22 protein-coding genes are annotated in these 24,194 nt (G+C 46.6%); 13 read left to right on the forward strand and 9 right to left on the reverse strand.

Going from position 1 to position 24,194, the window contains the following annotated elements:
• The coding region (locus DB398_RS07930) for a 3-keto-disaccharide hydrolase (protein WP_108423863.1) at positions 1-554 on the reverse strand (554 nt) is incomplete at its 3' end.
• 104 nt (positions 555-658) lie between these two features.
• Between DB398_RS07930 and DB398_RS07935 the strand changes: the two genes are divergently transcribed.
• The 7 genes from DB398_RS07935 to DB398_RS07965 all read left to right on the forward strand — a co-directional run bounded on the left by DB398_RS07935 (position 659) and on the right by DB398_RS07965 (position 10,705).
• Positions 659-3,793 carry a WD40/YVTN/BNR-like repeat-containing protein gene (locus DB398_RS07935; RefSeq protein ID WP_108423864.1) on the forward strand — a complete coding sequence of 1,045 codons (3,135 nt, stop codon included), beginning with the start codon at positions 659-661 and terminating at the stop codon, positions 3,791-3,793.
• A gap of 90 nt (positions 3,794-3,883) precedes the next feature.
• Positions 3,884-4,432 (forward strand): CopD family protein, encoded by a 549-nt coding sequence (locus DB398_RS07940; protein WP_108423865.1) that lies wholly within the window; start codon positions 3,884-3,886, stop codon positions 4,430-4,432.
• 190 nt (positions 4,433-4,622) lie between these two features.
• On the forward strand, positions 4,623-6,035 hold the full coding sequence (locus DB398_RS07945; RefSeq protein WP_108423866.1) for a sensor histidine kinase: 1,413 nt from the start codon (positions 4,623-4,625) through the stop codon (positions 6,033-6,035).
• A gap of 44 nt (positions 6,036-6,079) precedes the next feature.
• On the forward strand, positions 6,080-6,862 hold the full coding sequence (locus DB398_RS07950) for an enoyl-CoA hydratase/isomerase family protein (protein ID WP_108423867.1): 783 nt from the start codon (positions 6,080-6,082) through the stop codon (positions 6,860-6,862).
• A 25-nt stretch (positions 6,863-6,887) separates the two neighbouring features.
• Positions 6,888-8,441 (forward strand): hypothetical protein, encoded by a 1,554-nt coding sequence (locus DB398_RS07955; protein WP_108423868.1) that lies wholly within the window; start codon positions 6,888-6,890, stop codon positions 8,439-8,441.
• 424 nt (positions 8,442-8,865) lie between these two features.
• Positions 8,866-9,483, forward strand: a complete 618-nt coding sequence (locus DB398_RS07960; protein WP_199913371.1) for a collagen-like protein — start codon at positions 8,866-8,868, stop codon at positions 9,481-9,483.
• A gap of 148 nt (positions 9,484-9,631) precedes the next feature.
• Positions 9,632-10,705, forward strand: a complete 1,074-nt coding sequence (locus DB398_RS07965; protein ID WP_108423869.1) for a PA0069 family radical SAM protein — start codon at positions 9,632-9,634, stop codon at positions 10,703-10,705.
• A gap of 166 nt (positions 10,706-10,871) precedes the next feature.
• Here the strand turns inward: DB398_RS07965 and DB398_RS07970 are convergent, their stop codons facing one another.
• The 4 genes from DB398_RS07970 to DB398_RS07985 all read right to left on the reverse strand — a co-directional run bounded on the left by DB398_RS07970 (position 10,872) and on the right by DB398_RS07985 (position 14,241).
• Positions 10,872-12,296 (reverse strand): Gfo/Idh/MocA family protein, encoded by a 1,425-nt coding sequence (locus DB398_RS07970; protein WP_108423870.1) that lies wholly within the window; start codon positions 12,294-12,296, stop codon positions 10,872-10,874.
• 59 nt (positions 12,297-12,355) lie between these two features.
• Entirely contained in the window at positions 12,356-13,015 is a 660-nt protein-coding gene (locus DB398_RS07975; RefSeq protein WP_108423871.1) for an HD domain-containing protein, read from the reverse strand.
• Positions 13,012-13,749, reverse strand: coding sequence for a lysophospholipid acyltransferase family protein (locus DB398_RS07980; RefSeq protein ID WP_108423872.1), 738 nt, complete (start codon positions 13,747-13,749; stop codon positions 13,012-13,014). Before DB398_RS07980 ends, DB398_RS07975 begins: the two co-directional genes overlap by 4 nt.
• Positions 13,750-13,830: 81 nt before the next feature.
• Positions 13,831-14,241, reverse strand: a complete 411-nt coding sequence (locus DB398_RS07985) for a BrxA/BrxB family bacilliredoxin (protein ID WP_108423873.1) — start codon at positions 14,239-14,241, stop codon at positions 13,831-13,833.
• 122 nt (positions 14,242-14,363) lie between these two features.
• Between DB398_RS07985 and DB398_RS07990 the strand changes: the two genes are divergently transcribed.
• The 4 genes from DB398_RS07990 to DB398_RS08005 all read left to right on the forward strand — a co-directional run bounded on the left by DB398_RS07990 (position 14,364) and on the right by DB398_RS08005 (position 17,993).
• On the forward strand, positions 14,364-15,089 hold the full coding sequence (locus DB398_RS07990; protein ID WP_108423874.1) for a TerB family tellurite resistance protein: 726 nt from the start codon (positions 14,364-14,366) through the stop codon (positions 15,087-15,089).
• A gap of 149 nt (positions 15,090-15,238) precedes the next feature.
• Positions 15,239-15,823 carry a HupE/UreJ family protein gene (locus DB398_RS07995; RefSeq protein WP_108423875.1) on the forward strand — a complete coding sequence of 195 codons (585 nt, stop codon included), beginning with the start codon at positions 15,239-15,241 and terminating at the stop codon, positions 15,821-15,823.
• 88 nt (positions 15,824-15,911) lie between these two features.
• Complete coding sequence (locus DB398_RS08000; protein ID WP_108423876.1) at positions 15,912-16,349, forward strand: deoxycytidylate deaminase; 438 nt, start codon at positions 15,912-15,914, stop codon at positions 16,347-16,349.
• A gap of 15 nt (positions 16,350-16,364) precedes the next feature.
• Positions 16,365-17,993 (forward strand): S41 family peptidase, encoded by a 1,629-nt coding sequence (locus tag DB398_RS08005; RefSeq protein WP_108423877.1) that lies wholly within the window; start codon positions 16,365-16,367, stop codon positions 17,991-17,993.
• A gap of 72 nt (positions 17,994-18,065) precedes the next feature.
• Here DB398_RS08005 and DB398_RS08010 read toward each other — a convergent pair whose 3' ends face one another.
• Positions 18,066-18,272, reverse strand: a complete 207-nt coding sequence (locus tag DB398_RS08010; protein ID WP_108423878.1) for a hypothetical protein — start codon at positions 18,270-18,272, stop codon at positions 18,066-18,068.
• A 9-nt stretch (positions 18,273-18,281) separates the two neighbouring features.
• Positions 18,282-18,866 carry a MarC family protein gene (locus DB398_RS08015; protein ID WP_108424125.1) on the reverse strand — a complete coding sequence of 195 codons (585 nt, stop codon included), beginning with the start codon at positions 18,864-18,866 and terminating at the stop codon, positions 18,282-18,284.
• A gap of 124 nt (positions 18,867-18,990) precedes the next feature.
• Here DB398_RS08015 and DB398_RS08020 point away from each other — a divergent pair, with 124 nt between their 5' ends.
• Positions 18,991-19,563, forward strand: a complete 573-nt coding sequence (locus DB398_RS08020) for a DUF3109 family protein (protein WP_108423879.1) — start codon at positions 18,991-18,993, stop codon at positions 19,561-19,563.
• On the opposite strand, the gene DB398_RS08025 is transcribed toward DB398_RS08020, so the two are convergent.
• Positions 19,553-21,457, reverse strand: coding sequence for a tetratricopeptide repeat-containing sensor histidine kinase (locus tag DB398_RS08025; protein ID WP_234416142.1), 1,905 nt, complete (start codon positions 21,455-21,457; stop codon positions 19,553-19,555). The genes DB398_RS08020 and DB398_RS08025 overlap by 11 nt on opposite strands.
• 78 nt (positions 21,458-21,535) lie before the next feature.
• Positions 21,536-22,270, reverse strand: a complete 735-nt coding sequence (locus DB398_RS08030; RefSeq protein WP_108423881.1) for a LytR/AlgR family response regulator transcription factor — start codon at positions 22,268-22,270, stop codon at positions 21,536-21,538.
• A gap of 899 nt (positions 22,271-23,169) precedes the next feature.
• Between DB398_RS08030 and DB398_RS08035 the strand changes: the two genes are divergently transcribed.
• A complete protein-coding gene (locus DB398_RS08035) occupies positions 23,170-24,156 on the forward strand; it encodes a ribonucleotide-diphosphate reductase subunit beta (protein ID WP_108423882.1) in 987 nt (328 codons plus the stop codon).
• Positions 24,157-24,194 lie beyond the last annotated feature (38 nt).

The following is a 24,194-nucleotide window of genomic DNA, read 5'->3' on the forward strand; positions in this document are numbered from 1 at the left end:
GGGTTCAATTGTTTCTGTGATTCGTCCGCCACGTGCATGGCATAGTCGGCACCGGTCCTCTGCCAGTCCTGGAGCAGCTCGGGGTGCTCGGCACCAAATTGGGAGTTGTACCCGGTCAAATCGTGGATGTTCGCATAATTTTCATCATCTATGATCTGATATTCCGGGGCCACCACGGGCGGGCCGTCATAACCTTCTTTCACGTGATAAAAAATACCGCTGTTGGCCCCCTCGGGGATCTTCCACTCCAGATAGAGCTCGAAATTGTCGAACTCCTCGGCACCATATATGATGTCCTTTCCGCCTTTATAATCCTGTTCCATGCCCAGTTCGGTGTCAAAGGTCAATATGCTGTCCTTGATCGTCCATCCGGGGGGAAGGGAATCCATGTTGTATCCTCTCCAACCTTCCAGACTGGTACCATCAAAAAGATGGACCCATTCGGATTTCTTCTCCTCAGGTTGGGCGGTTGTTGTTTCTTCTGTTTGTTTCGATTGGTTTTTACAGGCCACAAGAAGGATGGATAGCAAGGCGAGCCTGAACAAATTTTGCATAGTACTAAGGTTTTTTTATCTGGAGGGTTAAAGTACGAAATATTGGAAAACTTTTTTTACAGCTTTTTGATTACATTTAAATGACTAACTGAACACCTTAAACAATGAAGACTCGCCTTTTTAAAATCGGTATGCTTTCACTTGCCGTCGTTTTCTGCATTACGCCCATTCATTCCCAAAGAAAAAAGAACAGCCAGACGGGACCGGAATACCCCAAGGAACTCTATTCCAGTTTGGAGTATCGATTGATAGGTCCGTTTCGGGGCGGTCGTTCCGCAGCGGTCACCGGAGTGCCGGGAGAACCCAATCTGTTTTATTTTGGAGCGACTGGCGGCGGGGTATGGAAAACCACTGATGGCGGGCGTAGTTGGGAAAACATTTCCGATGGTTATTTTGGAGGGAGTATCGGCTCGGTGGAGGTGGCCAAAAGTGACCCCAATGTGATCTATGTGGGCGGTGGAGAAAAAACGGTCCGTGGAAATGTTTCTTCGGGCTATGGGGTCTGGAAGACTGAGGATGCCGGAAAAACGTGGAAGTCTGTAGGGTTGGAAAACACAAGACATATCCCAAGATTGCGGGTTCATCCCACAGATCATAATATCGTGTATGCTGCTGTCATGGGCGATATCTACAAGCCAGCGAAAGACAGGGGAATCTATAAAAGCACAGATGGTGGAGCATCTTGGGAAAAAGTTCTTTTTGTGAACGATCAGTCCGGAGCAGTGGATCTTACCTTCGACCCCAACAATCCCCGGATTTTATACGCATCCACTTGGAGAGTCCAGCGCACCCCTTATAGTCTGAGCAGTGGCGGCGATGGTTCGGCGCTATGGAAGAGCACGGACAGTGGGGAAACTTGGACGGAGATTTCAAAAAATGAAGGCTTCCCGAAAGATACCTTGGGAATCATGGGCGTGACCGTTTCGCCACAAAATAGCGATAGGGTCTGGGCCATTGTGGAGAATAAGGAAAAGGGAGGGCTTTATCGTTCGGACGATGGAGGAAAAAAATGGACATTGGTCAACAGTGATCGTAGTTTACGGCAAAGGGCATGGTACTACACCCGGGTGTATGCCGATGCTGAGGATCTGGACAAAGTCTATGTGCTGAATGTAAGCTATCACAGAAGTACGGATGGCGGAAAGACCTTTGAGTCGTTCAATGCGCCGCATGGGGACCACCATGATCTTTGGATCGCTCCTGAAAATTCCCAACGTATGATCATTGGTGACGATGGAGGGGCCCAGATCAGTTATGATGGCGGTGAAACATGGAGCACCTATTACAACCAGCCCACGGCCCAGTTTTATAGGGTGGTCACGGACAATGCCTTTCCATACCGCATCTATGTGGCACAGCAGGACAATTCTACTTTGCGGATCAATTATCGAAGCGATGACAATTCCATTGGGGAAGATGATTGGGAGGAAACCGCTGGAGGTGAATCGGCCCATATCGCTGTTGATCCTGCGAACGACGACATTGTATATGGTGGCAGCTATGGTGGATTCCTGACCCGCGTCAACCACAAGAACAAGACCGTTAGGGGCATCAATGTCTGGCCTGATAACCCTATGGGTTATGGTGCCGAAGGCATGAAATATCGATTCCAATGGAACTTCCCCATTATTTTCAGCAAGCATGATCCCAAAAAACTATACACTTTCTCCAATCATGTGCATAGGACCACCAATGAAGGGCAAAGCTGGGAGTTGCTCAGTGGGGATTTGACACGGAACGATCCTGCAAAGATGGTCTCCAGTGGGGGACCCATCACCCAAGACAACACCAGTGTGGAATACTACTGTACCATTTTTGCCGCCAATGAAAGCCCGTTGAAAGAAGGATTGCTATGGGTGGGCAGTGATGACGGACTCATCCATGTGACCAAGGATGGTGGAAAGACATGGGAAAATGTCACCCCGTCGAACATGCCCGAGTGGAACATGATCAACAGTATAGAACCATCCGCTTTTGATGAGGGTACCTGCTATGTAGCGGCCACCCGATACAAATTGGGCGATTTTGCCCCCTACCTCTACAAGACCACCGACTACGGGAAAACGTGGACCAAGATCACCAATGGTATCGAGGCCGAGCATTTTACCCGTGTGGTCCGTGAAGATCCCAAAAGAAAGGGGTTGCTCTATGCTGGAACAGAAACCGGGATGTATATTTCGTTCAATGATGGCCAAAACTGGGAGAAATTCCAGTTGAACTTGCCCATTGTGCCCATCACGGACCTGACCATCAAAGATGACAACCTGATCGTGGCCACTCAGGGAAGAAGCCTTTGGGTAATCGATGACCTTACGGTATTGCATCAGTTGAACGATGCGAAGAAATCCGCCAGTGCCATCCTGTATCATCCCAAGGACAGTTATCGAACCAAGGGCAATGCAGCAAGAAGGCCTTCCAAAACAGAAGGGCAAAACCTCGCCAATGGGGTAATCACCCACTTCTACCTAAAAGATGTTCAGGAAAAAGACAGTATAGCCCTTAGCTATACACAAATGAATGGGGACACCTTGGCTTCCTTTAGCACTTATGCCAAAGAAAGGGACAAAAAACTGGAAGTGAAGAAAGGGGGCAACATCCACGTTTGGGACACTAGGGGCAAAGGGGCCGAAAGGCTGCAGGGCATGATTCTCTGGTGGGCCAACCTGAACGGGGCAAAGGCAGTTCCGGGTTCCTACAAGGTGCATTTGAACGTCAATGGAGAGGAACAATCCCAAGAATTCAAGATCTTGCCCGATCCAAGGTCGGAGGCCAGCGTGGCAGAAATGCAGGAACAGTACGATTTTATCTCCGATGTGAACGCGACTGTGGACAGGGCACACCAATCCATCAAAAAGATCAGGAACATCAACGGCAAACTGGATGAGTTCGTTAAGCAATACAAGGACAACGAAGCTACCAAGGCCTTGGTGGAAAAAGCAAAAAAAATGAAGGAAGGCTTTGGGGAAATTGAAAAAGCACTGTACCAAACAAAGAACCAAAGTAACCAAGACCCCCTGAACTTCCCGATCAGGCTCACGAACAAATTGGGCCATTTGAACAGTTTGGTCGCTTTGGACGATTTTCCGCCCACCGAGCAGGACATTGCCGTGAAAAATGAACTCTCCGCCAAAATAAAAGAGCAGTTGACCGCTTTTGATGCTTTGGTGGACAAAGAGATAGCAGCATTCAATGAAGAGTTCAACAATTTAAAACTGAACTATCTGTCCGTAGAGGAATAAGACAAGAAGTACAAAAGGTAAAGGGCGAAGGTTGTTTCATATCTGCCATCTTCCCTTTACCTTTGACTCCTATTACATCGGGCCAAGCAAATGGAAATCTATAATTACATCAAATCACTTCACTTGATCTTTGTGGTCACCTGGTTCGCGGGACTGTTCTATATCCCGAGACTTTTCATTTACCACATTGAGGCATGGCAAAAACCATCACCGGAAAAAGAAATCCTCAGTGATCAGCTCAAGTTGATGACCAAACGGTTGTGGTATATCATCACATGGCCATCTGCCATTCTGTGCACCCTCTTTGCCATTTGGCTTTTGGTTTTGATGCCGGGTTGGTTGCAACAATCGTGGATGCACGTGAAACTGGCCTTTGTCGCACTGCTCTTCGTTTACCACCTAAAGTGCCATCAAATATTCAAACAACTGCAACGCGATGAAGTGAAATACACCTCAAAGTTTATGCGTGTTTGGAACGAAGGGGCCACCCTTATCCTTTTTGCCGTGGTGTTCTTGGTCATTTTGAAAAACGCTTTCAATTGGATCTATGGGGTGATCGGCATTTTTGTTTTGGCCATACTGCTCATGTTGGGCATTCGACTGTACAAGCGTATTCGGGATAAAAATCCTGATGCTTAAAAAGGTTCAAACATCAAGAACAAGTATCAAGCTCAAATGGACAAGATTCGAATTTAGTTGACCTTGAGTTTGTCACTTGAAACTTGAATGTGCTCTTCTACCTCATTTGGCTTGATAATTGTTTAAATTTATCGCAAATCAGCCAAGTTTGTTGAAGAAGCTATCCTTAAGGTCCCGTATTTTTTTCGCCATGATCATGTTGGTGGTCATCGCTTCCGTATTGATTGTGGCCGTCACCATCTATCAATACAGGGAAGAGGGGAAGGACTATCACAACGATAGGTTGGAACGAAAGGAAGAACAGGTGTTGCAGAGCATTTCCTATGCCTTAAAAGAGACCACCTACCCGGTCACCACCGAAAACTTGGGACATATTTTCAGGGACGAGATCTATAAGATCGCGGACGTGCAGAACGTAAACTTCAACATCTATGACCTGGAGGGCAATCTCATCAAAAGTTCCCGTCCCAGCTTTGAAGAGGATTCCATTGCCAGCTGCTTGGATGCCAAAATCCTGAATTACCTTCGGGATAGTGGCAATAAAAGATATGTGGAGGAAAAACGTGCGGCGGGCGATAACTATCAGGCCACCTATTCCTATATCAACGACCCCAAGTTCAAGCCCATCGGCATCATGAGCCTTCCTTATTTTGAGGATAACACGTTCAACAACAAAGAGTTGAGGGAGTTTCTTTTTCGGTTGGGCGGAGTGTATCTGTTGATGCTGATTTCGGCCATAGTACTGGCCTATTTCATTTCAAAATACATTACGAGATCACTCCAGACCATATCCGATAAAATGTACCGGACCAACCTCACCCGAAGGAACGAGAAGATCTATTTGGAGAGTCCTGGGGAAGAAATCGGCAAACTGGTGGATTCCTATAACCGGATGATCGATGAATTGGAAGAGAGTGCCGTGAAATTGGCACGTAGTGAAAGGGAGCAGGCCTGGCGGGAAATGGCCAAGCAGGTGGCACACGAGATCAAGAACCCCCTGACCCCATTGCGGCTTACCGTCCAGAGTTTTGAGCGCAAGTTCGACCCCAACGACCCCGATATCCAAAAAAAGGTAAAGGAGTTTTCCAAGACCTTGGTGCAACAGATAGATACGATGAGCAACATAGCCACGGCCTTCTCCAGTTTTGCAGATATGCCCGCGCAGCAGAACGAGACGTTGAATGTGGTGAATATCGTGAAACTGGCCTTGGAGATCTTCAATGAGGACTACATCCATTTCATTGCGGATGAAGAAGAGATCATTGCCAAACTGGACCGTACCCAACTCATCCGGGTCATCACCAACTTGGTGAAAAATGCCATACAGGCCGTTCCCGAAGTTGAATCGCCCCGGATATTGGTCACGGTGGCCACCGAAGACCAGTACGTGAAAATTTCCGTTGCCGACAATGGTGTGGGCATTCCAGATGACCTGAGGTACCGTGTATTTGAGCCTAAATTTACGACCAAGTCAAGCGGTACTGGCCTTGGCCTGGGGATGGTCAAGAATATTGTGGAAAACTATAAGGGAACCATTACCTTTACTTCAAAAGAGGGCAAGGGAACGGTCTTTACCATCAAATTCCCCAAACAACGCAAATAAATTCAAGTACAGGTCCGTCATGGACCATTCCTAAACGATTGCACATGGACTACGAAAACATCTACATCGAAGAAGAGAACAATTTGGCCATCATCACCATCAACAGGCCCAATAAATTGAATGCGCTCAACCAAAGGACCATTGAGGAACTCCATGTCGCTTTCAAGGAGTTGGACGAGGACAGTGAGATCAAGGTCATCATCATCACAGGAAGTGGTGAAAAGGCCTTTGTGGCCGGTGCGGATATTTCGGAATTTGCCAATTTTTCGGTCAAGGAAGGCCGTCAATTGGCAGCCATGGGGCAGAAAAATTTGTTCAACCTAGTGGAGAACCTGTCCACGCCCGTCATAGCGGCCATCAACGGTTTTGCGCTTGGCGGCGGATTGGAGCTCGCCATGGCCAGCCATTTCAGGGTGGCCAGCAGCAATGCCCGCATGGGACTTCCAGAAGTTTCCCTTGGCGTGATCCCAGGCTACGGGGGCACACAGCGCTTGCCACAGCTCATTGGGAAGGGAAGGGCGATGGAACTCATCATGACCGCAGGGATGATAGATGCGGACAAGGCTTTTGCCTTTGGATTGGTGAATCATGTGGTGTCGCAGGAAGAACTGTTGCCCCTTTGTGTTAAAATAGCGGGCAGGATATCGAAAAATTCCACAGTGGCCATCAAGCATGCAATAAAAGCGGTAAATGCTGGTTTTGGGTATGACGCCGATGGCTATGCCACGGAGATAGATGCCTTTGGCCATTGTTTTGGCACCGACGATTTCAAGGAGGGGACATCCGCCTTTTTGGAAAAGCGTCAGGCAGATTTTCCGGGGTCGTGACCGTTGGCCTGAACTCAGCCAAACCATGATCAGAAACCACTTTTTCCTACTTTGTTCTTTGTTGTTTGCCATGGTGACCATGGCCCAAAAAATGCCGGTCACTTACGACTTTGGTGAAAAATACAACGATCGATACCGATACTCTAATCTAATGACCATCGATGAAGATGGGACAGGTGGGTATCTTTTGGTCCGCGCCTATTACCAAGGTCTCATTCTGAAGCCAAAGGGATATCTGATTGAACATTATAACAGTGCCCTGGAACTGGTGAACGAATACAACTACAAGCTGAAGGATCAGGAATTTGTGGAAGGATTCTTCAAAAATGGGCAACTGAACCTATTGTTCCTCAACTATAACGGGGCAAGGGGCCAATACGAATATTGGGTGCATACCAGTCCCATCATCGATTTTAATTTTAGCACAAAACAGCTACTTTCCATAGCATCGGAACAGGTGGGCGATCCGGTCGGGAAAAATTTCTACAACCGTAATTTTTCCAGTGGGTTCTCCACGGCCATCCTGTTCAATGAGGAAAAAACGGGGTTCATCATAAGTACCCACCACAAAAAGGGGAAGGACAACAAGCATATCATCCATTTGTTCGACACTGCCCTGAACAAGCGGTTTGAGCATGATTTTTCGGCAGAGATAGAGGAAAAGAACTATGCTTTTGAGAGCGTGGCCATTTCCTCCGACCTGCAAACGGCCTATATCATTGGCAAGGCCTATTTCAAACGGAACCGTTTTCAGGTGGATGAGCGCAAGTTCCAGTATGAACTCGTGAAAGTATCACAAAATAGTAGTCAGACGCAATCTTTTGTGGATCCCGGCAAATATCCCGAAGGTCTGTACCCCATCATCCTAAAGAACAAACTAGTCTGCGTTGGTTTCTATGCCGACCGAAAGGACAATCGCTACAATGGCATCGCTTATTTTGATGTGGACCCCTCCACCCTCGCCATACGGACCAATAGGTACAATGCCTTTTCGGAGCAGTTCATGGACGACAAATTTGGCCGAGAAGGGGACAAGGTCATCAAGAACTTGGTGTTCAAAGGGGTCGAGGTTACCCAGAACAACGAAATCTTCTTCAATGCAGAGGAATATTTTGTCACATCGGGAATGGAAGTTACCGGAGCTGGGCAAAGGGTAAAGATTGAGCGGTACCATCACAACGACATCGTGAGCGTGAAGTTGGGGGCCGATGGGAATATGGAATGGGCCAGAAACATCAACAAGACCGAGGTGACACAGGGCGATGGTGCCTATGCATCCTACAGCTCGTATTGCAAGGATGGGAAGACCTACTTCTTTATCTGTACCGCGGCGGAAAACCCGCAACTCATCAACAACGAACGCCTAATCTTCAAACAAGGCCTGAGCCGCAACCGGAACGTCTTCTTGATCTCTTTGGATGAGAACGGGACCATGGACTACGAAAAGATCATTGACCAGCAGGAGGCCAGACTTCCCCTCATGGTTTCCAAACCCTTGAAGGACGAAGTGGACAGCAATATGCTCTTCTACGCCAAAAGAGGCGGCAAAAAGCAATTGGTGAAAGTGGGTTTCAATTAAGGGTACTTGGTTGTTTGATGCTCGAAGTCCGAAGTTCGAAGCTTCACATTGAGTGCAGTCGAAACGCTGGAACTCGGTAGGGCTTCAAATCTCTTGTTTCAGGTTTTTCCTTGTTCATGCTTGCTGGCCGAACGTGTGAACTTGAACTGGCATATTGCCAACTATCCACTGTTAACCGAGTCGTTGGTTATTGCAATCTGATGTTGTGTTCATGATTGTTCTTATTTAAAGTTGAACTGCCTACTGCCCATTGCTTACTGTTTACTGAGAGTTGAAATTTCAAGAAAGAATATCCCTACAAACTTTTTCATCCGTCAATTCCAAAGGCACATGGGTCAATTAGTATTGGGCATCCGTTAGTTGGCCCCAATTCCTAAAAGGCACTGCGCTACTTTTGGTTGGTATAAACTTTCAAATTGATTTTATGAAAACAGTTAAGTTGTTCAGTATGGCCATGCTCTGTATGGCAATGGTTTTAATGTCCTGTTCTGGTGAGGACGGGGAACGTGGCCTTCAGGGACCAGCAGGTGTTCAAGGGCCGGCAGGAGCTGATGGCGAGGATGGAACTAATGGAACCAACGGCACCAATGGAACGAATGGTGTGGACGGCAATGCCAATGTGCAATCGGTCAAAATAAACATGGAGGCATGGAATGGAGGGGAGTTCTTTGAATTCGATATGCCGATTGTAGCGGAAAAGAGATCCAATTTTGCCTTCCTTTTTTACATGGAATATTTTATTGAAGCTGAAGTTGCAGTACATTCGGTTCCAGGCGGGCCTGTTTTTGACCTTTTCACGACAGATGTGAGTTTTTTGGCCAATTCCGATGAAAGTCCGAATGGGATTATTGTGTTCAAGGATAGCCAAGGAGCTCTTTTTAATGTACCTCCCGGTTTTTACCTTAACCTTGTCATTGTTGCCATAGAGGTTAATACCATGCAAGGCAAAGCCGGTACTGGAGATATGATGGCCGAACTCAAAGCCGCAGGAGTGGACACCAACGATTATCATGCGGTGGCAGCCTATTTTGGTCTGCACTAAAAAAGGAAATTACCCCTTTTGGGGCACATCCCAACCATTAAGCGGAAAGCCGGACACTGTCCGGCTTTTATTTTTCTGATTGAGTTTTAACAATACATAAAATCAATTATAGGAAATATTCCATAAATTTGGAATAAATCCTATTTTTATGTCTTCCGATAATTTCCTAAAGGGCAGGGGTGCACAAAAAAACACGCCCAATCAATTTTTACAGCATGTATATGAGATGCGGGAGGACTTTTTGGAATTTTGTAGGATAGAGGGTGAGGAAGCCGAAAGCAATAAGACCCAATATATCCCCATTTTCCCAAAGACCATAGTGAACAAAGTGGACAGCCCGGATGTGGGGATGATGTTCTCCATGAACCCATACCAAGGCTGTGAACATGGCTGTATCTATTGCTATGCAAGAAATGCCCACGAATATTGGGGATATAGTGCCGGATTGGATTTTGAACGAAAGATCTTGGTGAAGAAATCGGCCCCAGAGCTGTTGGAGGCCAAGATAAAACACAAAAATTGGAAGGCACAGACCATCGTCCTGTCGGGCAACACGGATTGCTACCAACCAGCTGAGCAAAAATTCGAGATCACCCGAAAATGTTTGGAGGTGTTCTTAAAATACAGGCATCCCGTGGGCATCATCACTAAAAATGCCTTGGTATTGCGTGATCTGGATGTTTTAAAAGAACTGAATGCCCACAGATTGCTGGCCGTGAACATATCCGTTACCTCACTTTCCGAGGCGACGAGAAGAAAACTAGAACCCCGCACGGCATCCATCCAGAAAAGATTGAAGACCATCCAAGTCCTGTCAGAGAACAATATTCCTGTGAACGCCATGTTGGCTCCCATGATTCCCGGAATCAACAGCCATGAACTGTTGCCGTTGGCAAAAACGGTATCCGAGCATGGGGCGCTTTCTTTTGGGTTCACCGTGGTTAGGCTGAACGGGGCCATTGGACAGATTTTTACGGATTGGATCAAAAAGGCCATGCCGGACCGCGCCGAAAAAGTACTCCACCAGATCCAGGACTGCCATGGCGGCACCATAAACGACAGTCGGTTTGGGTTAAGGAACAGGGGAGAGGGAAAGATAGCTTCTCAAATACATGATATGGCCCGATTGGCGAGGAAAAAGTATTTCATGGGCAAAGAGTTCCCCATTCTGAACAAGGAACTCCATGAGCAATACAAAGATGGCCAGATGAGGTTGTTCTGAAGTAAAATGGCAATGAACAACCATTACTTGTATTTACAAAATATGGGTGCAGATTGCGGAATATGTCAAGTTGAGCGCAGTCGAAACCTATTGAAATTCTCGACTGCGCTCGAATTGACAGAGGGTAACCTTTTAGGACACCTCTTTTACTTCTAATATGCGAGGCTTACTTCAGTTCCCACCCTTTGCGATAGTCGCGGGTCACCCATTCATTGGCCTTGTCATAGTTGGTGATCTTCATGTTCTCCCCATCCCAAAGTAGTTTTCTTCTACCGGGGGAATCGAAAGGTTCCCAGTCCCGTGCAGTTTTTCCGGGTTTCAGTTCCTTGTATTGATAGGCTTTCACGGCCAAGTTCCCCATAAGTACGGTTTCTGTCAACCTACCTGCCTTATCAAAGTTGGATGATGTGGCGGCACCGTTGAGGCAACCATCAACAAAGTTGGCAATGTGTCCGTCCATACCTCCGGGGATCCTTGGGTATTTTGGAGCGGGCGATTTGTATAGGTCCATCATATCGGAAGGCAACAAACGGGCATTTCTGGAATAGGTATCGCATACCAAAGTACCCTTATCCCCATACATGATGGTACCTCCACCAGTATCGCCAATAGTTTCACCGTCTTTTAGTTCATCCGGAAGATCGGGCTTAAGGCCTCCATCATACCAGTTAAGGGCGATATCACCATGTTCCTCATGCTCAAATTTCAAGTGGATCTTGGAGGAAGGCGGACAGGATTGGCTGTAATCGGCTTCCACAAAATCATCTACCCAAACCGTGGTGCAACTGGCTTCTGCTTCGGTGGGATACCCAAGGTCCAGCACACTGAAAGGGGTTTCCATGATGTGGCAGCCCATATCACCCAACGCACCTGTTCCAAAATCCCAGAACCCTCTCCATTTGAAGGGAAGATAAGCATCGTTGTAATCTCTCATAGCTGCAGGGCCCAACCAAAGGTCCCAGTCCAATTCTTTGGGAATACGGTCTTTTTGGGTAGGCGTAGGCACGCCTTGTGGCCACACGGGACGGTTGGTCCAACAGTCAATGGTGTGTATTTTTCCGATGACACCGGACTCCACCCATTCCCGGGCGATACGGCTGTCATCGCTGGAAGCTCCTTGGTTGCCCATTTGGGTCACAATGCCCTTCTCTTTGGCCACTTGGGTCATCAAGCGGGCCTCGTGGATGTTATGGGTCAATGGTTTTTCAACATAGGCATGTTTTTTCTCCCGCATAAAGGGAAGCGCTATGGTGGCATGGGTATGGTCTGGGGTTGCGACCATTACGGCATCAATGTCTTTCAATTGTTCATCATAGACCTTTCTGAAATCCTTATATCGTTTTACGTCAGGGAAAAGATCGTAGGTAGGTTTTGCCCTTCGGTCGTCCACATCACAGAAGGATACAAATTTGACTCTGCCGGTGGCGTTCAATCCTTTGACCACACCATTCCCCCTACCACCTACACCAAAAGCGGCAACATAAAGGGTATCACTTGGTGGAACATGCATTTTGCCCAAAACATGGCTTGGTACAATGGAAAACGCGGCCGAGGCAGCCGCGGCATTTTTTAGGAACTTTCTTCTTTGCATTTTGTTTAGTTTGATTAAATGTCCATCACAAGATACAAAAAAGTGTAGGAGAAGGAAGATTATTCCTTTCCATTCCACTCGCTATAAAACCGTTCCAGATAGTCCAGCATGAATAGGTGTCTCTCTTGGGCCATTTTTTTTCCAGTTTCGGTGTTGATGCCGTCTTTCAGCAACAATAGCTTTTCATAAAAGTGGTTGATGGTCGGGGCTTGGGAGGCCTTGTATTCCTCCTTCGTCATGTTGGGGCTGGGGGGGATGTTCGGGTCGTAGAGTGCCCTGTTTTTGAAACCGCCATAGTTGAAGGCCCGGGCAATGCCAATGGCACCCATGGCATCCAATCGGTCCGCATCTTGCATGATTTCCAGTTCTTTGGAGGTGAATTTTTGCCCCTCCCCATCCAGACTGTTTTTAAAGGACATGTGTTGGACGATCAGCACCACATGCTCGATGGTATTTTCATCCACGCCTTCGGATTCCAGAAACCCCCGGGCTATTTTCGGACCAATGGATTCATCACCCTGATGGAACTTGGGGTCGGCAATGTCGTGTAAAAGTGCTGCCAATTGCACGGTCAGCGCATCTGCACTTTCATGCTGTAAGAGCATTTTGGAGGTGTTGAACACCCGCTCAATATGGAACCAATCATGTCCGCCTTCCGCATCATGGAGCGTTTCCTTGACAAATTGGATAGTTTTTTCTAGGAGAGCTTCGTTGTTCATTTGGAAGTATGTATTCCTGATACAATCTGTGCTTCGGCACGGGCAATGAGTTCGTCGGCATTCCCTTTGTTCTCAAATGGGGCATGTACTTGAAACTGGACATGCGAGCCCAGCCCCATCGGAAATTTTCCATAGCGGAGCAGTTTCCAGGAATTGTTGATGCTGATGGGAACGATCAGGGCCGATGGGGCCTGCTTCATCAAGACCTTTAGCCCAGTGGTCCTGAAAGGTTTTGGATCTCCTGTGCGACTGCGGGTGCCCTCAGGGAAAATGACCGCGCTGCGTTGGTGTGTTTCAATATACTTTCCCAATTTTTGAAGCTCGGTGATGGATTGTTTGGGATCTTTCCTGTCGATAAGTGCCGATCCACCATGCCTTAGGTTGAAGGACACACTCGGGATGCCCTTGCCCAGTTCTATTTTGCTCACAAATTTGGGATGGTGTTTCCGCATGTAACAGATCAGAGGGGGAATGTCGTACATGCTCTGGTGGTTGGTCACAATGATCAGTGGCCTGTCCGTTGGAATGTTATGGGGATTTTCAAAACTGTAGCGTGTGCCCAGCACGTTGGTACATCGCATAATGAACCAGTTCAGTACGGTCACGCTCCTTTTGTGCGCATCGTAGCCGAACACCTTCAAACAGAACCATTGGATAGGATGGAACAGCACCAGTACCAATCCAAATAAAAGGAAGAAAAGGACGGTCAGGGGATAGGATAGCAATTTTATCACGGCAAAAACTTACATATAGTTGATGGTAAAAATAAAAAAACCACCCTTTAGGGTGGCATGGAATTTAAGTCATGGAAGGAATCAACAAAACTCGTTGTAGGCTTCCATCAAATTTTCGGCGATGAGTTCCGCTGGTCTTCCCTCAATGTGGTGCCTTTCTATCATGTGTACCAATTCACCGTCCCTGAAAAGGGCCATACTGGGTGAAGATGGGGGGAAAGGGACCATGTGGTTTCTTGCAGTGTTCACCGCTTCGGTGTCCACCCCGGCAAAAACGGTCACCAAATGGTTCGGTTTCTTGCTGTTCTGTAGGCTCAATTTGGCAGCTGGCCTGGCGTTGGCCGCGGCACAACCACAAACGGAATTGACCACGACAAGGGTGGTTCCATCCTTCTTCAGGGCGTTTTCAACGGCCTCACTTGTATATAGTTCTTCAAACCCGGCTGTGGCCAAGTCTGCTCGCATGGGTTTTACCAATTCTTCGGGATACATAGGCTTCTTTTTTAATGAAGTACAAAGATACGGCATTGTCGGGTTTTTTTCATCACCCTTAACATAGCTTAAGACTTTGTTTCTTGGGTAAAGCCCTATATTTGGGGTTTAAAATTTGTAGGATGGTCAAATGGGTGGCCGCCGTTCTCGGCTTTTTTTTGTTTCGGTTTCCTGGTGCAGTGTTGGGCTTTTTTTTGGGAAGCCTTATGGACAGTCTTGGAAAATCTGACAGTGGGGCAAAAAGTTTTACCCGACAGACGGTCTCCCCCGCTGATTTTGAACTGAACCTACTTTCCCTTTGTTCCATCATCATCAAGGCCGATGGACAGGTGAGCCAAAAGGAGCTCGACTATGTGCGACAGTACTTTTTGAGCACCTATGGCAAGGAAAAGGCCAATGCCATTTTTAGGACCTTCAACGAGGTCATCAAAAAAAGGGAGATATCGGCACAGCGCATTTGCTCCTATCTGTCGCAGCGTACCCGATATGAGGTCCGGTTGCAGTTGTTGCACTTTCTGTTCGGGATAGCACAGGCCGATGGACAGGTGAGCCAGGCCGAAATCAACAAGTTGAGGGAGATTGCGGGCTATCTGAAAGTGGGCCAATACGATTTTGAGAGTATCATGGCAATGTTCATCAAGTCTGCGGACAATGCCTACAAGATTTTGGAGGTGAACAAGGATGCTACGGACGAAGAAATAAAAAAAGCCTATCGGAGCATGGCCAAAAAATACCATCCTGACCGTGTAGTGACTGAGGATGAGGCCATCAAGAAAGGGGCTGAGGAGAAGTTCAAAGAGGTGCAGAAAGCCTATGAGACCATACAAAAGGAACGGGGCATCGCTTAATTTTTAGGAATTTGTGGATAGTGCGTTTCAGCTTGAACTAAAAACCCCTAAACTTTATCAAACCTGAAACTTGAAACAACAACAGAATATTTGACACCAAGCACCGAGTATCTAACTCCAAATAACCTAATAACAGAATCAACAATACCATGCAAGATTTTATATTTTACATCCAACTGGGGCTGAACCATGTATTGGATTTTGGGGCTTATGACCACATCCTCTTCTTATCTGCATTGGCCGTGCCCTTTACGTTCAAGCAATGGAAACGGGTGTTGATCCTGGCCACGGTGTTCACCATCACCCACTGTATTTCCTTGGCGTTTTCCGTTTATGAGGTCGTTACCGTGGATGTGGGCCTTATCGAGTTTCTGATTCCGGTGACGATTTTGCTGACGGCTCTTTTCAACTTCACCTACGTGTTCAAGGAGGCCATGGATGTTGGGCTTTTTCTGCACATTTTGGCCACTTCTTTTTTTGGTTTGGTGCATGGATTTGGGTTTTCCAACTATTTTAAAATGTTGATGGCAGAAGAGGAGGACAAGATTACCCCTTTGTTGGGTTTCGCAACGGGCATTGAGCTTTCGCAGGTGACTATCATCTTGGTAGTGCTCACCATTGCCTATGTGGTATTGGACCTTTTGAAGGTCAAAAGGCGTATTTTTATCACGGTGGCCTCCATTTTGATCATCGCCATCACAATACCCCTGCTCATTGCCACGTTTCCCATGTAGGGCCCCGTTAAATTTAACCGAATAAGGTTGTAAGGGTCTTGCAAAGCAGGTATATTTATTTCAGCATCAGCATTTTTGATATTGACCTATGACGGAGAGCAAACAAGAAAAATATGACAAGGCCTACCTGCGGATGGCCCAGGAATGGGGAAAACTCTCCTACTGCAAAAGAAGACAGGTAGGGGCCATCATTGTCAAGGACCGTATGATCATATCCGATGGATACAACGGAACGCCCACTGGTTTTGAGAACATTTGCGAGGACGATGAAGGATATACCAAATGGTATGTGCTCCATGCCGAGGCAAACGCCATACTCAAAGTAGCTTCCTCCACCCAGTCCTGTGAAGGGGCCACATTGTACATCACATTGTCCCCATGCAGGGAATGCAGTAAACTGGTGCACCAGTCTGGCATAAAACGTGTGGTGTACCAGCAGGCATACAAAGATGATTCTGGGTTGAAATTCCTGGAGAAGGCCGGTGTAGAGATTTTACATTTGCCCGTTGTGGAGGAAATGGTTTGAACCTCAATTGCTATTATGAAAAAGATCAAAGGGTATTTATGGCCAACGTTGCTTGCCTTTGCGGTAGCCGCTGGTATTTTTATAGGAGGAAAGCTCCATTTCAACGACAGTCCTGAAAAACTCTTCTCCACCAATTCCAAAAAGGACAAGCTCAACCGTCTTATCGACTACATTGACTATGAATATGTGGATGAAATCGACACGGACAGTATCGTGGATGTTACCGTGAACAATATCTTGGGCAAATTGGATCCCCATTCCGTCTATATTCCAAAAAGCGAGATGAACGAGGTCTCCGAGAACATGAAAGGGGATTTTGCGGGCATAGGCGTGAGCTTTTATATGTTCCGTGATACGATCACCGTCATCAGGACCATAAAGAACGGGCCCAGTTACATCAGTGGCATCAGACCGGGCGATCGCATATTGATGGCCGACAAGGACACCCTGTTTGGGAGAAGGATACCCAACGATGACGTGGTGGCCACCCTAAAAGGTAAAGTAGGTACCAAGGTGAACCTAAAGGTGTACAGGAAGTCGGAGAACAGGATGATGGATTTGGCGGTTACGCGTGATAGAGTGCCCATCAGGAGTGTGGATGGATATTACATGCTCACCAAGGACATTGGCTACATCAAGATCAACCGTTTTGCCGAATCCACATTTGGGGAATTCAAGGATGCCCTAAAAAAATTGAAACTGAGAGGTGCAGAAAAACTGGTCTTGGACCTAAGGGACAATCCCGGGGGATATTTGGGCATTGCCGAGAAATTGGCCGATGAATTTTTGAGTGAGGACAAGCTCATCCTCTTTACCAAGAACAAAAAAGGGCGCATCAAAAAAGCCTTTGCCACCGATAAAGGGGATTTTGAGGACAAACCCGTGTATGTCTTGATCAATGAACGCTCTGCGTCGGCCAGTGAGATTATTGCCGGAGCATTGCAGGACAATGACATAGGCACCATAGTGGGCAGGCGTTCCTTTGGAAAGGGACTCGTGCAGCGGGAAATGGACCTCGGCGACGGCTCAGCGGTCCGCCTTACGGTTTCCAGGTACTACACGCCCACGGGACGTTCCATACAAAGGTCTTATAAGGATGGAAATAAGGATTATTACCACAAATTCATGGAGCGCTATAGCAGTGGAGAACTGGTTTCCGCGGACAGTATCAAAGTGGCGGATTCGTTGCGGTTTGTGACACCCAAAGGAAAAGTGGTGTATGGAGGAGGGGGCATTATCCCCGATGTCTTCGTGCCCATCGGCAGCAATGAGGAAGAGGCCATTGAGAGTATGGATGATACCTATCAGTTCTTCTCCCGATTTGTTTTCGAACATTTGGAAGAAGACCGGACCCGGTATTCGGGATACGACCAAAACCAGTTTTTGGATGAGTTCACTGTGGACGATATCCTTTTTGACCAGTTCATCCAATTCGTTTTGGACAGAAAGGTGAAACTGGACTTCTATGCCTACGAAGAAAAAATAAAGGCCTATTTGAAGGCCAATATTGCGGAGCAACTTTTTTCACCCAACCTTTCCGCGCAGATCAAGGGCGATTTTGATGCCATGTTGATCAAGATCAAGGAACTGGATGTAGAGGCCTTTGAAAAGTCACAGGTCGGTGCGGTAAACCTTGACCGATAATTTATCAAAGCAATAGACAAGAATTAGACTATTTGAGTGGTCCTGATTCTAATTTAGGCTAGGAGATTCTGCTCAGTTCTTGTTTTTCAGCTTGTTCTCCACCTTCTTGGAGGTAATGTAGATCAACAGCAGCACTACGGCACACAAAGAGGCCATGATACCAATCAGGGCAATGGTACTGTCTCCTTGGAAAGGTTCTTCAAAATCCACCAAGGTCACATTGTACGCAATAAGGCCCAAGGCCAAAATAATGAGGATTACACTGAATGTTCTGTTCATGACAAATCTTTAAAGCCCGTGCTCAAAGAGCTGGTTGATGTTGGTGGCAAACAATTTCACGGCAATGGCCAATAGCACCACCCCAAAAACTTTCCGGATGATACTGAGTCCGTTCTTTCCCAATACCCGTTCAATCTTGGCACTGGACTTCAGAACGGCATATACAAAGATAACGTTTAGAACAATGGCAACAATAATGTTCTCCACATGATATTCTGCCCGTAGCGCCAAGAGGGAGGTCATGGTCCCGGCCCCGGCAATAAGGGGGAAGGCGATGGGTACAATGGAGGCGGTCTCGGGCACATCGTCCCTGTAGAGTGTGATGCCCAAGATCATTTCAATGGCCAGGAAAAAAATGATGAACGATCCCGCGACCGCGAAGGAGTTCACATCTATCCCGATCAAGGACAAGATCCTTTCCCCAACAAACAGAAAGGAGACCATGATGCAGGCGGCCACAATGGAAGCCTTTTCGGATTGGATGTGGCCCACCTTGTTCCGCAATGAGATAATGATCGGGATACTTCCCAAGATGTCTATCACGGCAAACAAGATCATTCCAGCGGTGGCTATCTCCTTAAAATTGAAATTCATGGCGTTATTTTTTTCGGACTGCAAATTTACGAGTAAAAAAACCTTTTGGACCATATAAAAAGGTTTAGAAAATGTCAAATTTTAGGTTTTGGACTACCTTTGCCGCAAAAGTGATTAGCCCATTATGTTCCAGATAGGAAAAACCATTGTGTCCGAAGAGATATTGGAGAACGACTTTGTCTGCAACCTGAATGCCTGCAAAGGTGCTTGTTGTGTTGGGGGTGAGTATGGTGCACCATTGGAAGATTCGGAAACGGACAAGCTCGTCAATATTTTTGAAGAGGTAAAGCCTTTTTTGAGACCAGAGGGCGTGAAGGCCATTGAGGAGCAAGGCGCCTTTGTGGAAGGCGAGGACGGTGAATGGGAAACTCCTTTGGTAAACAATAATGAATGTGCCTACGTGATCTTCTCGGATTCAGGGGTGGCCAAATGTGGCATAGAGGCAGCCTACGAGGCCGGTGCCACGAAATGGAAAAAACCCGTTTCCTGCCATTTGTACCCCGTTCGCACACGTGAATATTCGGAGTTCACGGCGGTCAATTACCACAAATGGGAAATATGCGATCCCGCATGCAGCTTGGGAAGAGAATTGAAAGTGCCCATTTACAAGTTCGTGAAGGACGCCTTGATACGAAAGTTTGGAAAGGCATGGTACCGAGAGCTGGAAGAGGTAGCTGAGGGGAAACCTAAATCGTAGGGATGTCCAGCACCACCTTGGTGCCGTTCGGAATCCCATTTTCGTCAAAAAGATCCACCAAGGACACATCAAACTTATTCTGATAGTCCTTGGAAAAATTGGCCAAGCGTTCCTTGGTGATGTGGATGCCCACGGATTTTCTCTTGAGCACCCTATTTTCTTTGTTGGCCTCGGCGGCCAGACGGCCCACACCATTATCGATGATCTCTATGGTCACATGGCCCTTGTCCTTCTTGCGTACATTGACGTGGATCTTCTTCTCACCATCCTTTGGGGAAAGCCCATGCCATAGCGAGTTTTCAAGAAAGGGTTGCAAGGTCAGTGAAGGAATCTTGATGTTGTCTATGAATATCTCCTTGTCCACATCGATTCGGAAATCGATCTCATTGGAGAACCGTATGTTTTCAATGTTCATGTATAGTTCCACGGTTTCCAATTCTTCTGCCAAGGAAATTTCTTTTTGTGAAGAGGCTTCCAGAATTTTCCGCACCAGTTTCGAAAACTTGTTCAGGTAGTGTACCGCATTTTTTTGCTCGTTGTTGATGATGTACAACTTGATGGAATTCAACGAGTTGAACAAAAAGTGTGGATTCATCTGGCTACGGAGCATTTTTTGCTCCAGCGTAAGCACCCTTTTCTCATTCTTGCTCTGGTACTGGCGGTACAGGATGTAGAGAATGGAGGAGATGAGCCCCACGATCAGTGCACTCACCAAAAGCGTGGTCTGGTTTTTTTTCAGCCGCAGCCGCACGATTTCGTTTTCCTTGGCCAGAACAGAAATCTGGTTGTTCTTCTTTTCAGCTTCGTACCGGACGATGATGTCGTTCATGTACCTCAAGTTGGTGGCACTGGAGATCTCCGCTTCATATTCATCTGCCTTTTTGTAGAACTCATAGGCTTTTTTGAAATCGCCCCTGATGCTTTCCAACTCCGACAATTTTTGGTAGGCATAAAGAATACTGCTGGGCAAGTTGTGGCTTTGGGCCATACCAAGACCTTCTTCGATGAACTCCCTTGCCTTTTCATAGTTGCCCAATTTGGTGTGTGCCCACCCGGTATTGATGAATATCGAAGGGGTGATGAAAAAGTCCCCGATTCTTTGTGAAGCTTCCAACAAGGGCTCCAACAACACCAAAGCGGCATAGGGCATTTCTTGCTTCAGATAGATCTGTGCCAGACTGTTCTTGCAGATGATGCTTCCGTATTCCGAATTGATCTCCTCGTTGTAGGCAAGGGACTTTCGGTAGTTTTCCAGTGCGCCTTCCAGGTCTCCCTTTTCTTCCATACAGTGGCCAATGTTCTGATGGTTGATGGCCAGCCCCAATTTATTGCCCAGTTCCTCTTCCAATTTCAGTGCCCTTCGGAACTGTATGATGGCCAGATCGTACTGTTCCAAGGTCTGGTATAGGTTCCCGATACCGTTCAAGGCCACATTGATGCTCCTTTTGATATGGTTGGAAGGGTTTTCCACCGTTTCGGCCAGTTCCAAGGCCTTTTGGTTATAGTCCAATGCCGTTTTTATGGCATCGGTCCTTCTATAGACCACCCCGAGCATATTCAGGCTGAGTACCCGGAGTTCGGTGTTATTGGCCTCTTCGGAAGCGGCAAGTGCCTGTTCGTGCAGGTCGGCGGCTTTTTTGTACTGAGAGATGTTCCGGTACTTGGATCCCAATTGGTTCAGGGCATAGGCCTGGCCTTCCGGATAGTTGTTTTCTTTGCTCAATTGGGCAAAATAGCGCAACAGGAGAGTGTCGTTTTTGTCCGCGTCCAAATCTTCATCCAAGGATTCGTAGGTCTTGGGCTGTAATTGGATAATGGCCTTGGCCTTTTCCACAAAGTCGGCAGGCACTTTTTGTGCTTTCGAGACTTGGGATAGGAATAGGAACAATGCCAATGCCAGAGTAGTTCTTTGTACTCGATGTAGGTTTTCGATTTGTTTGAACTTTAGCTTAGGCACGTATATAGGGGAGGGTTACAGCATATCCAAAAAGTCGGATTTCTTTTGCCGGGATACGGGAATTTTGTGATTGGACTCCAAAACCACATAGCCATCGGTCTTCAAGAACTCCTTTATCTTATTGAGGTTGATGATGTATGAATTATGGATCCGGAAGAAACTACTTTCAGGTAAGAGCGAGTTCACTTCCTTTAATTTTTTGGTGAGCAATATCTTTTGGCCATCCTTTAGGAAGATGGTGCTGTAATTTCCATCGGATTCGGCATATAGGATTTCATCGCTGTTGAGGAAGAGCAATTTACCGTCCGTGTTGATGGTGATTTTTTTGCTGTGCGATTCCGAATTGAAATTCAATAGAATTTTCTCCAGTCTATTTACGGTGAGGTTCTTGGAGTTGTACCGCTTTATTTTGGCAATGGTGATTTCTAGGTCGTCCGAGTCAATGGGTTTCAAGAGGTAATCAATGGCCTCGTTCTTGAGTGCCTGAAGGGCATATTGGTTGTACGCGGTGGTGATGACCACTGGAAAATCCTTGTTCTTGAGGTTTTTGATGAACTGGAACCCATCCATGGCAGGCATCTCTATGTCCAGAAAAAGGCAGTCCGGGGTATTGCGCTCCAGATATTCCAATGCCTCGTTCGCATCGGTAAAAGAAGCAACAATGTCCACTTCGTCGCTCAAGTTGGTCAGTTCCCAGCTCAAACTCTGTAGGGCCTTTATTTCATCGTCCACAATTACAGCTTCTAGCATAGTACACGTATAGGTCTTACCAAATTTAGGATTATTCTTCAAACACCACTAAAATTATGTGCTAATGGATGGCTAACACGTATAACTGGCACAAAATGCCAATTTAGGGGGTGAAAACCCCATTTTTGGCTACATGACTTGCATTTTGGGAGGGCATCCGGAGGGAGAAAAACCAGTTATACACAAAAAAGGACCGTTTATACATCCTCCAAAGGAGACGCATTTTTGTTCTTTATCTTGGCCGTGTCAAAAAATAAAAGTTTGACAAAAAGCAGCTAGAGATGAAAAAATGTGCAGTTTTATTTGTGATTTTGATCGTTGCTTTGATCATTGCCGCAGTATCTGAACGCGAACCGATTAAGATACGGACAGAATGGGACAAGGTCATTGCCAAGAAATGACAGTCCCGGCAAAAATACGCTCTTAAACAATTTTGTATTACCAAACATACGTACGGCCGCAGCAATCAAACTCTTGATTATAGAAACCGCTTGCAAGAAAAAATCTCCGGTTTGGCCAAGATCTGGATTTGGAAATAGGTTTCGGGGGAACTACCTGTTACAAAAAAAGATCACAAAACAGTCGGACGGGGACAGGCCGTACCTTTGGTAATATATAGAGGGAGATATGTTTCTTCCGTAAAAAAACAAGACCAATCAGTATAGAAACCAATATACTTTTTGGTCTTTTTTTATTGTGGCCCAGAATGGAAAAAATCTTTCCACATCGGCGTCTTTCCTAAGCCCAAGAAACATCACTGGCCATCCAAGATTTCAACATTTGGTGTTAAAAACTTTGCCCCTGTTTCAAATAAGTGCCCTTTACATTCTAACAACATTTTTAAATCTTTGTTAACCTTTTGAACCCTTCCGAACTATAAACTTTTATAACGAGCTATTATGTCCGCAGCAACAGAGCCCATTTTGCAGGAAAACAAAGACAGGTTTGTCATCTTCCCCATTCAGCACCATGATCTGTGGGAGTGGTACAAAAAATGTGAGGCCTGTTTTTGGACCGCGGAAGAAATAGATCTGCACCAGGACCTCACGGACTGGAACACCAAATTGAATGAAGACGAGCAATATTTCATCAAGCACATCCTCGCGTTTTTTGCAGCTTCGGATGGGATTGTGAACGAGAACCTTGCGGAAAACTTCGTGAACGAGGTCCAGTATTCCGAGGCCAAGTTCTTCTATGGCTTCCAGATCATGATGGAGAACATCCACTCCGAGACCTATTCCCTGCTCATTGACACCTATGTGAAGGACGAAAAGGAGAAAAACGTGCTCTTTAAGGCCATCGAAAACTTCCCGGCCATCAAGAAAAAAGCGGATTGGGCCCTCAAATGGATAGAATCACCCAGCTTTGCCGAGCGTCTCATCGCCTTTGCAGCCGTTGAGGGGATTTTCTTCTCAGGTGCCTTCTGTTCCATCTTTTGGTTGAAGAAAAGAGGCTTGATGCCAGGGCTCACCTTTTCCAATGAGCTTATCTCCAGGGACGAGGGCATGCACTGCGACTATGCCGTTCACTTGCACAACAGGCACCTGGTGAACAAAGTGCCAAAAGAGCGCATCTCGGAGATCATCGTGGATGCACTCAACATAGAAAGAGAGTTCATCACGGAATCGCTCCCCGTGAGCCTTATCGGGATGAACGCCAAATTGATGACCCAGTACTTGGAGTTTGTCACGGACAGATTGTTGGTGGAACTGGAATGCGAGAAAGTATATAACGCCACCAATCCGTTCGATTTTATGGACATGATCTCGCTCCAAGGCAAGACCAATTTCTTTGAAAAACGCGTATCCGAATACCAAAAAGCGGGCGTGTTGAACAAGGAAAGTGACTCCGATTCGCAGAAAATCAGTTTCGACGCGGACTTTTAAGGAACAAAAAGAACCATGACCCCAAGAATGCCCCTTTC

This window comes from Flagellimonas amoyensis (genome assembly GCF_003058265.1).
Classification (GTDB): domain Bacteria; phylum Bacteroidota; class Bacteroidia; order Flavobacteriales; family Flavobacteriaceae; genus Flagellimonas; species Flagellimonas amoyensis.

What these genes read in the sequence shown, in the direction of transcription:
- DB398_RS07975 (WP_108423871.1), bottom strand. Translation starts at nt 13,015, where the DNA reads ATGAACAACGAAGCTCTCCTAGAAAAAACTATCCAATTTGTCAAGGAA.
- DB398_RS07995 (WP_108423875.1), top strand. Translation starts at nt 15,239, where the DNA reads ATGCAAGATTTTATATTTTACATCCAACTGGGGCTGAACCATGTATTG.
- DB398_RS07935 (WP_108423864.1), top strand. Translation starts at nt 659, where the DNA reads ATGAAGACTCGCCTTTTTAAAATCGGTATGCTTTCACTTGCCGTCGTT.
- DB398_RS08015 (WP_108424125.1), bottom strand. Translation starts at nt 18,866, where the DNA reads ATGAATTTCAATTTTAAGGAGATAGCCACCGCTGGAATGATCTTGTTT.
- DB398_RS07965 (WP_108423869.1), top strand. Translation starts at nt 9,632, where the DNA reads ATGTCTTCCGATAATTTCCTAAAGGGCAGGGGTGCACAAAAAAACACG.
- DB398_RS07970 (WP_108423870.1), bottom strand. Translation starts at nt 12,296, where the DNA reads ATGCAAAGAAGAAAGTTCCTAAAAAATGCCGCGGCTGCCTCGGCCGCG.
- DB398_RS08000 (WP_108423876.1), top strand. Translation starts at nt 15,912, where the DNA reads ATGACGGAGAGCAAACAAGAAAAATATGACAAGGCCTACCTGCGGATG.
- DB398_RS07940 (WP_108423865.1), top strand. Translation starts at nt 3,884, where the DNA reads ATGGAAATCTATAATTACATCAAATCACTTCACTTGATCTTTGTGGTC.
- DB398_RS08030 (WP_108423881.1), bottom strand. Translation starts at nt 22,270, where the DNA reads ATGCTAGAAGCTGTAATTGTGGACGATGAAATAAAGGCCCTACAGAGT.
- DB398_RS07945 (WP_108423866.1), top strand. Translation starts at nt 4,623, where the DNA reads ATGATCATGTTGGTGGTCATCGCTTCCGTATTGATTGTGGCCGTCACC.
- DB398_RS07955 (WP_108423868.1), top strand. Translation starts at nt 6,888, where the DNA reads ATGATCAGAAACCACTTTTTCCTACTTTGTTCTTTGTTGTTTGCCATG.
- DB398_RS07950 (WP_108423867.1), top strand. Translation starts at nt 6,080, where the DNA reads ATGGACTACGAAAACATCTACATCGAAGAAGAGAACAATTTGGCCATC.
- DB398_RS07990 (WP_108423874.1), top strand. Translation starts at nt 14,364, where the DNA reads ATGGTCAAATGGGTGGCCGCCGTTCTCGGCTTTTTTTTGTTTCGGTTT.
- DB398_RS08005 (WP_108423877.1), top strand. Translation starts at nt 16,365, where the DNA reads ATGAAAAAGATCAAAGGGTATTTATGGCCAACGTTGCTTGCCTTTGCG.
- DB398_RS08010 (WP_108423878.1), bottom strand. Translation starts at nt 18,272, where the DNA reads ATGAACAGAACATTCAGTGTAATCCTCATTATTTTGGCCTTGGGCCTT.
- DB398_RS08020 (WP_108423879.1), top strand. Translation starts at nt 18,991, where the DNA reads ATGTTCCAGATAGGAAAAACCATTGTGTCCGAAGAGATATTGGAGAAC.
- DB398_RS07960 (WP_199913371.1), top strand. Translation starts at nt 8,866, where the DNA reads ATGAAAACAGTTAAGTTGTTCAGTATGGCCATGCTCTGTATGGCAATG.
- DB398_RS08035 (WP_108423882.1), top strand. Translation starts at nt 23,170, where the DNA reads ATGTCCGCAGCAACAGAGCCCATTTTGCAGGAAAACAAAGACAGGTTT.
- DB398_RS07985 (WP_108423873.1), bottom strand. Translation starts at nt 14,241, where the DNA reads ATGTATCCCGAAGAATTGGTAAAACCCATGCGAGCAGACTTGGCCACA.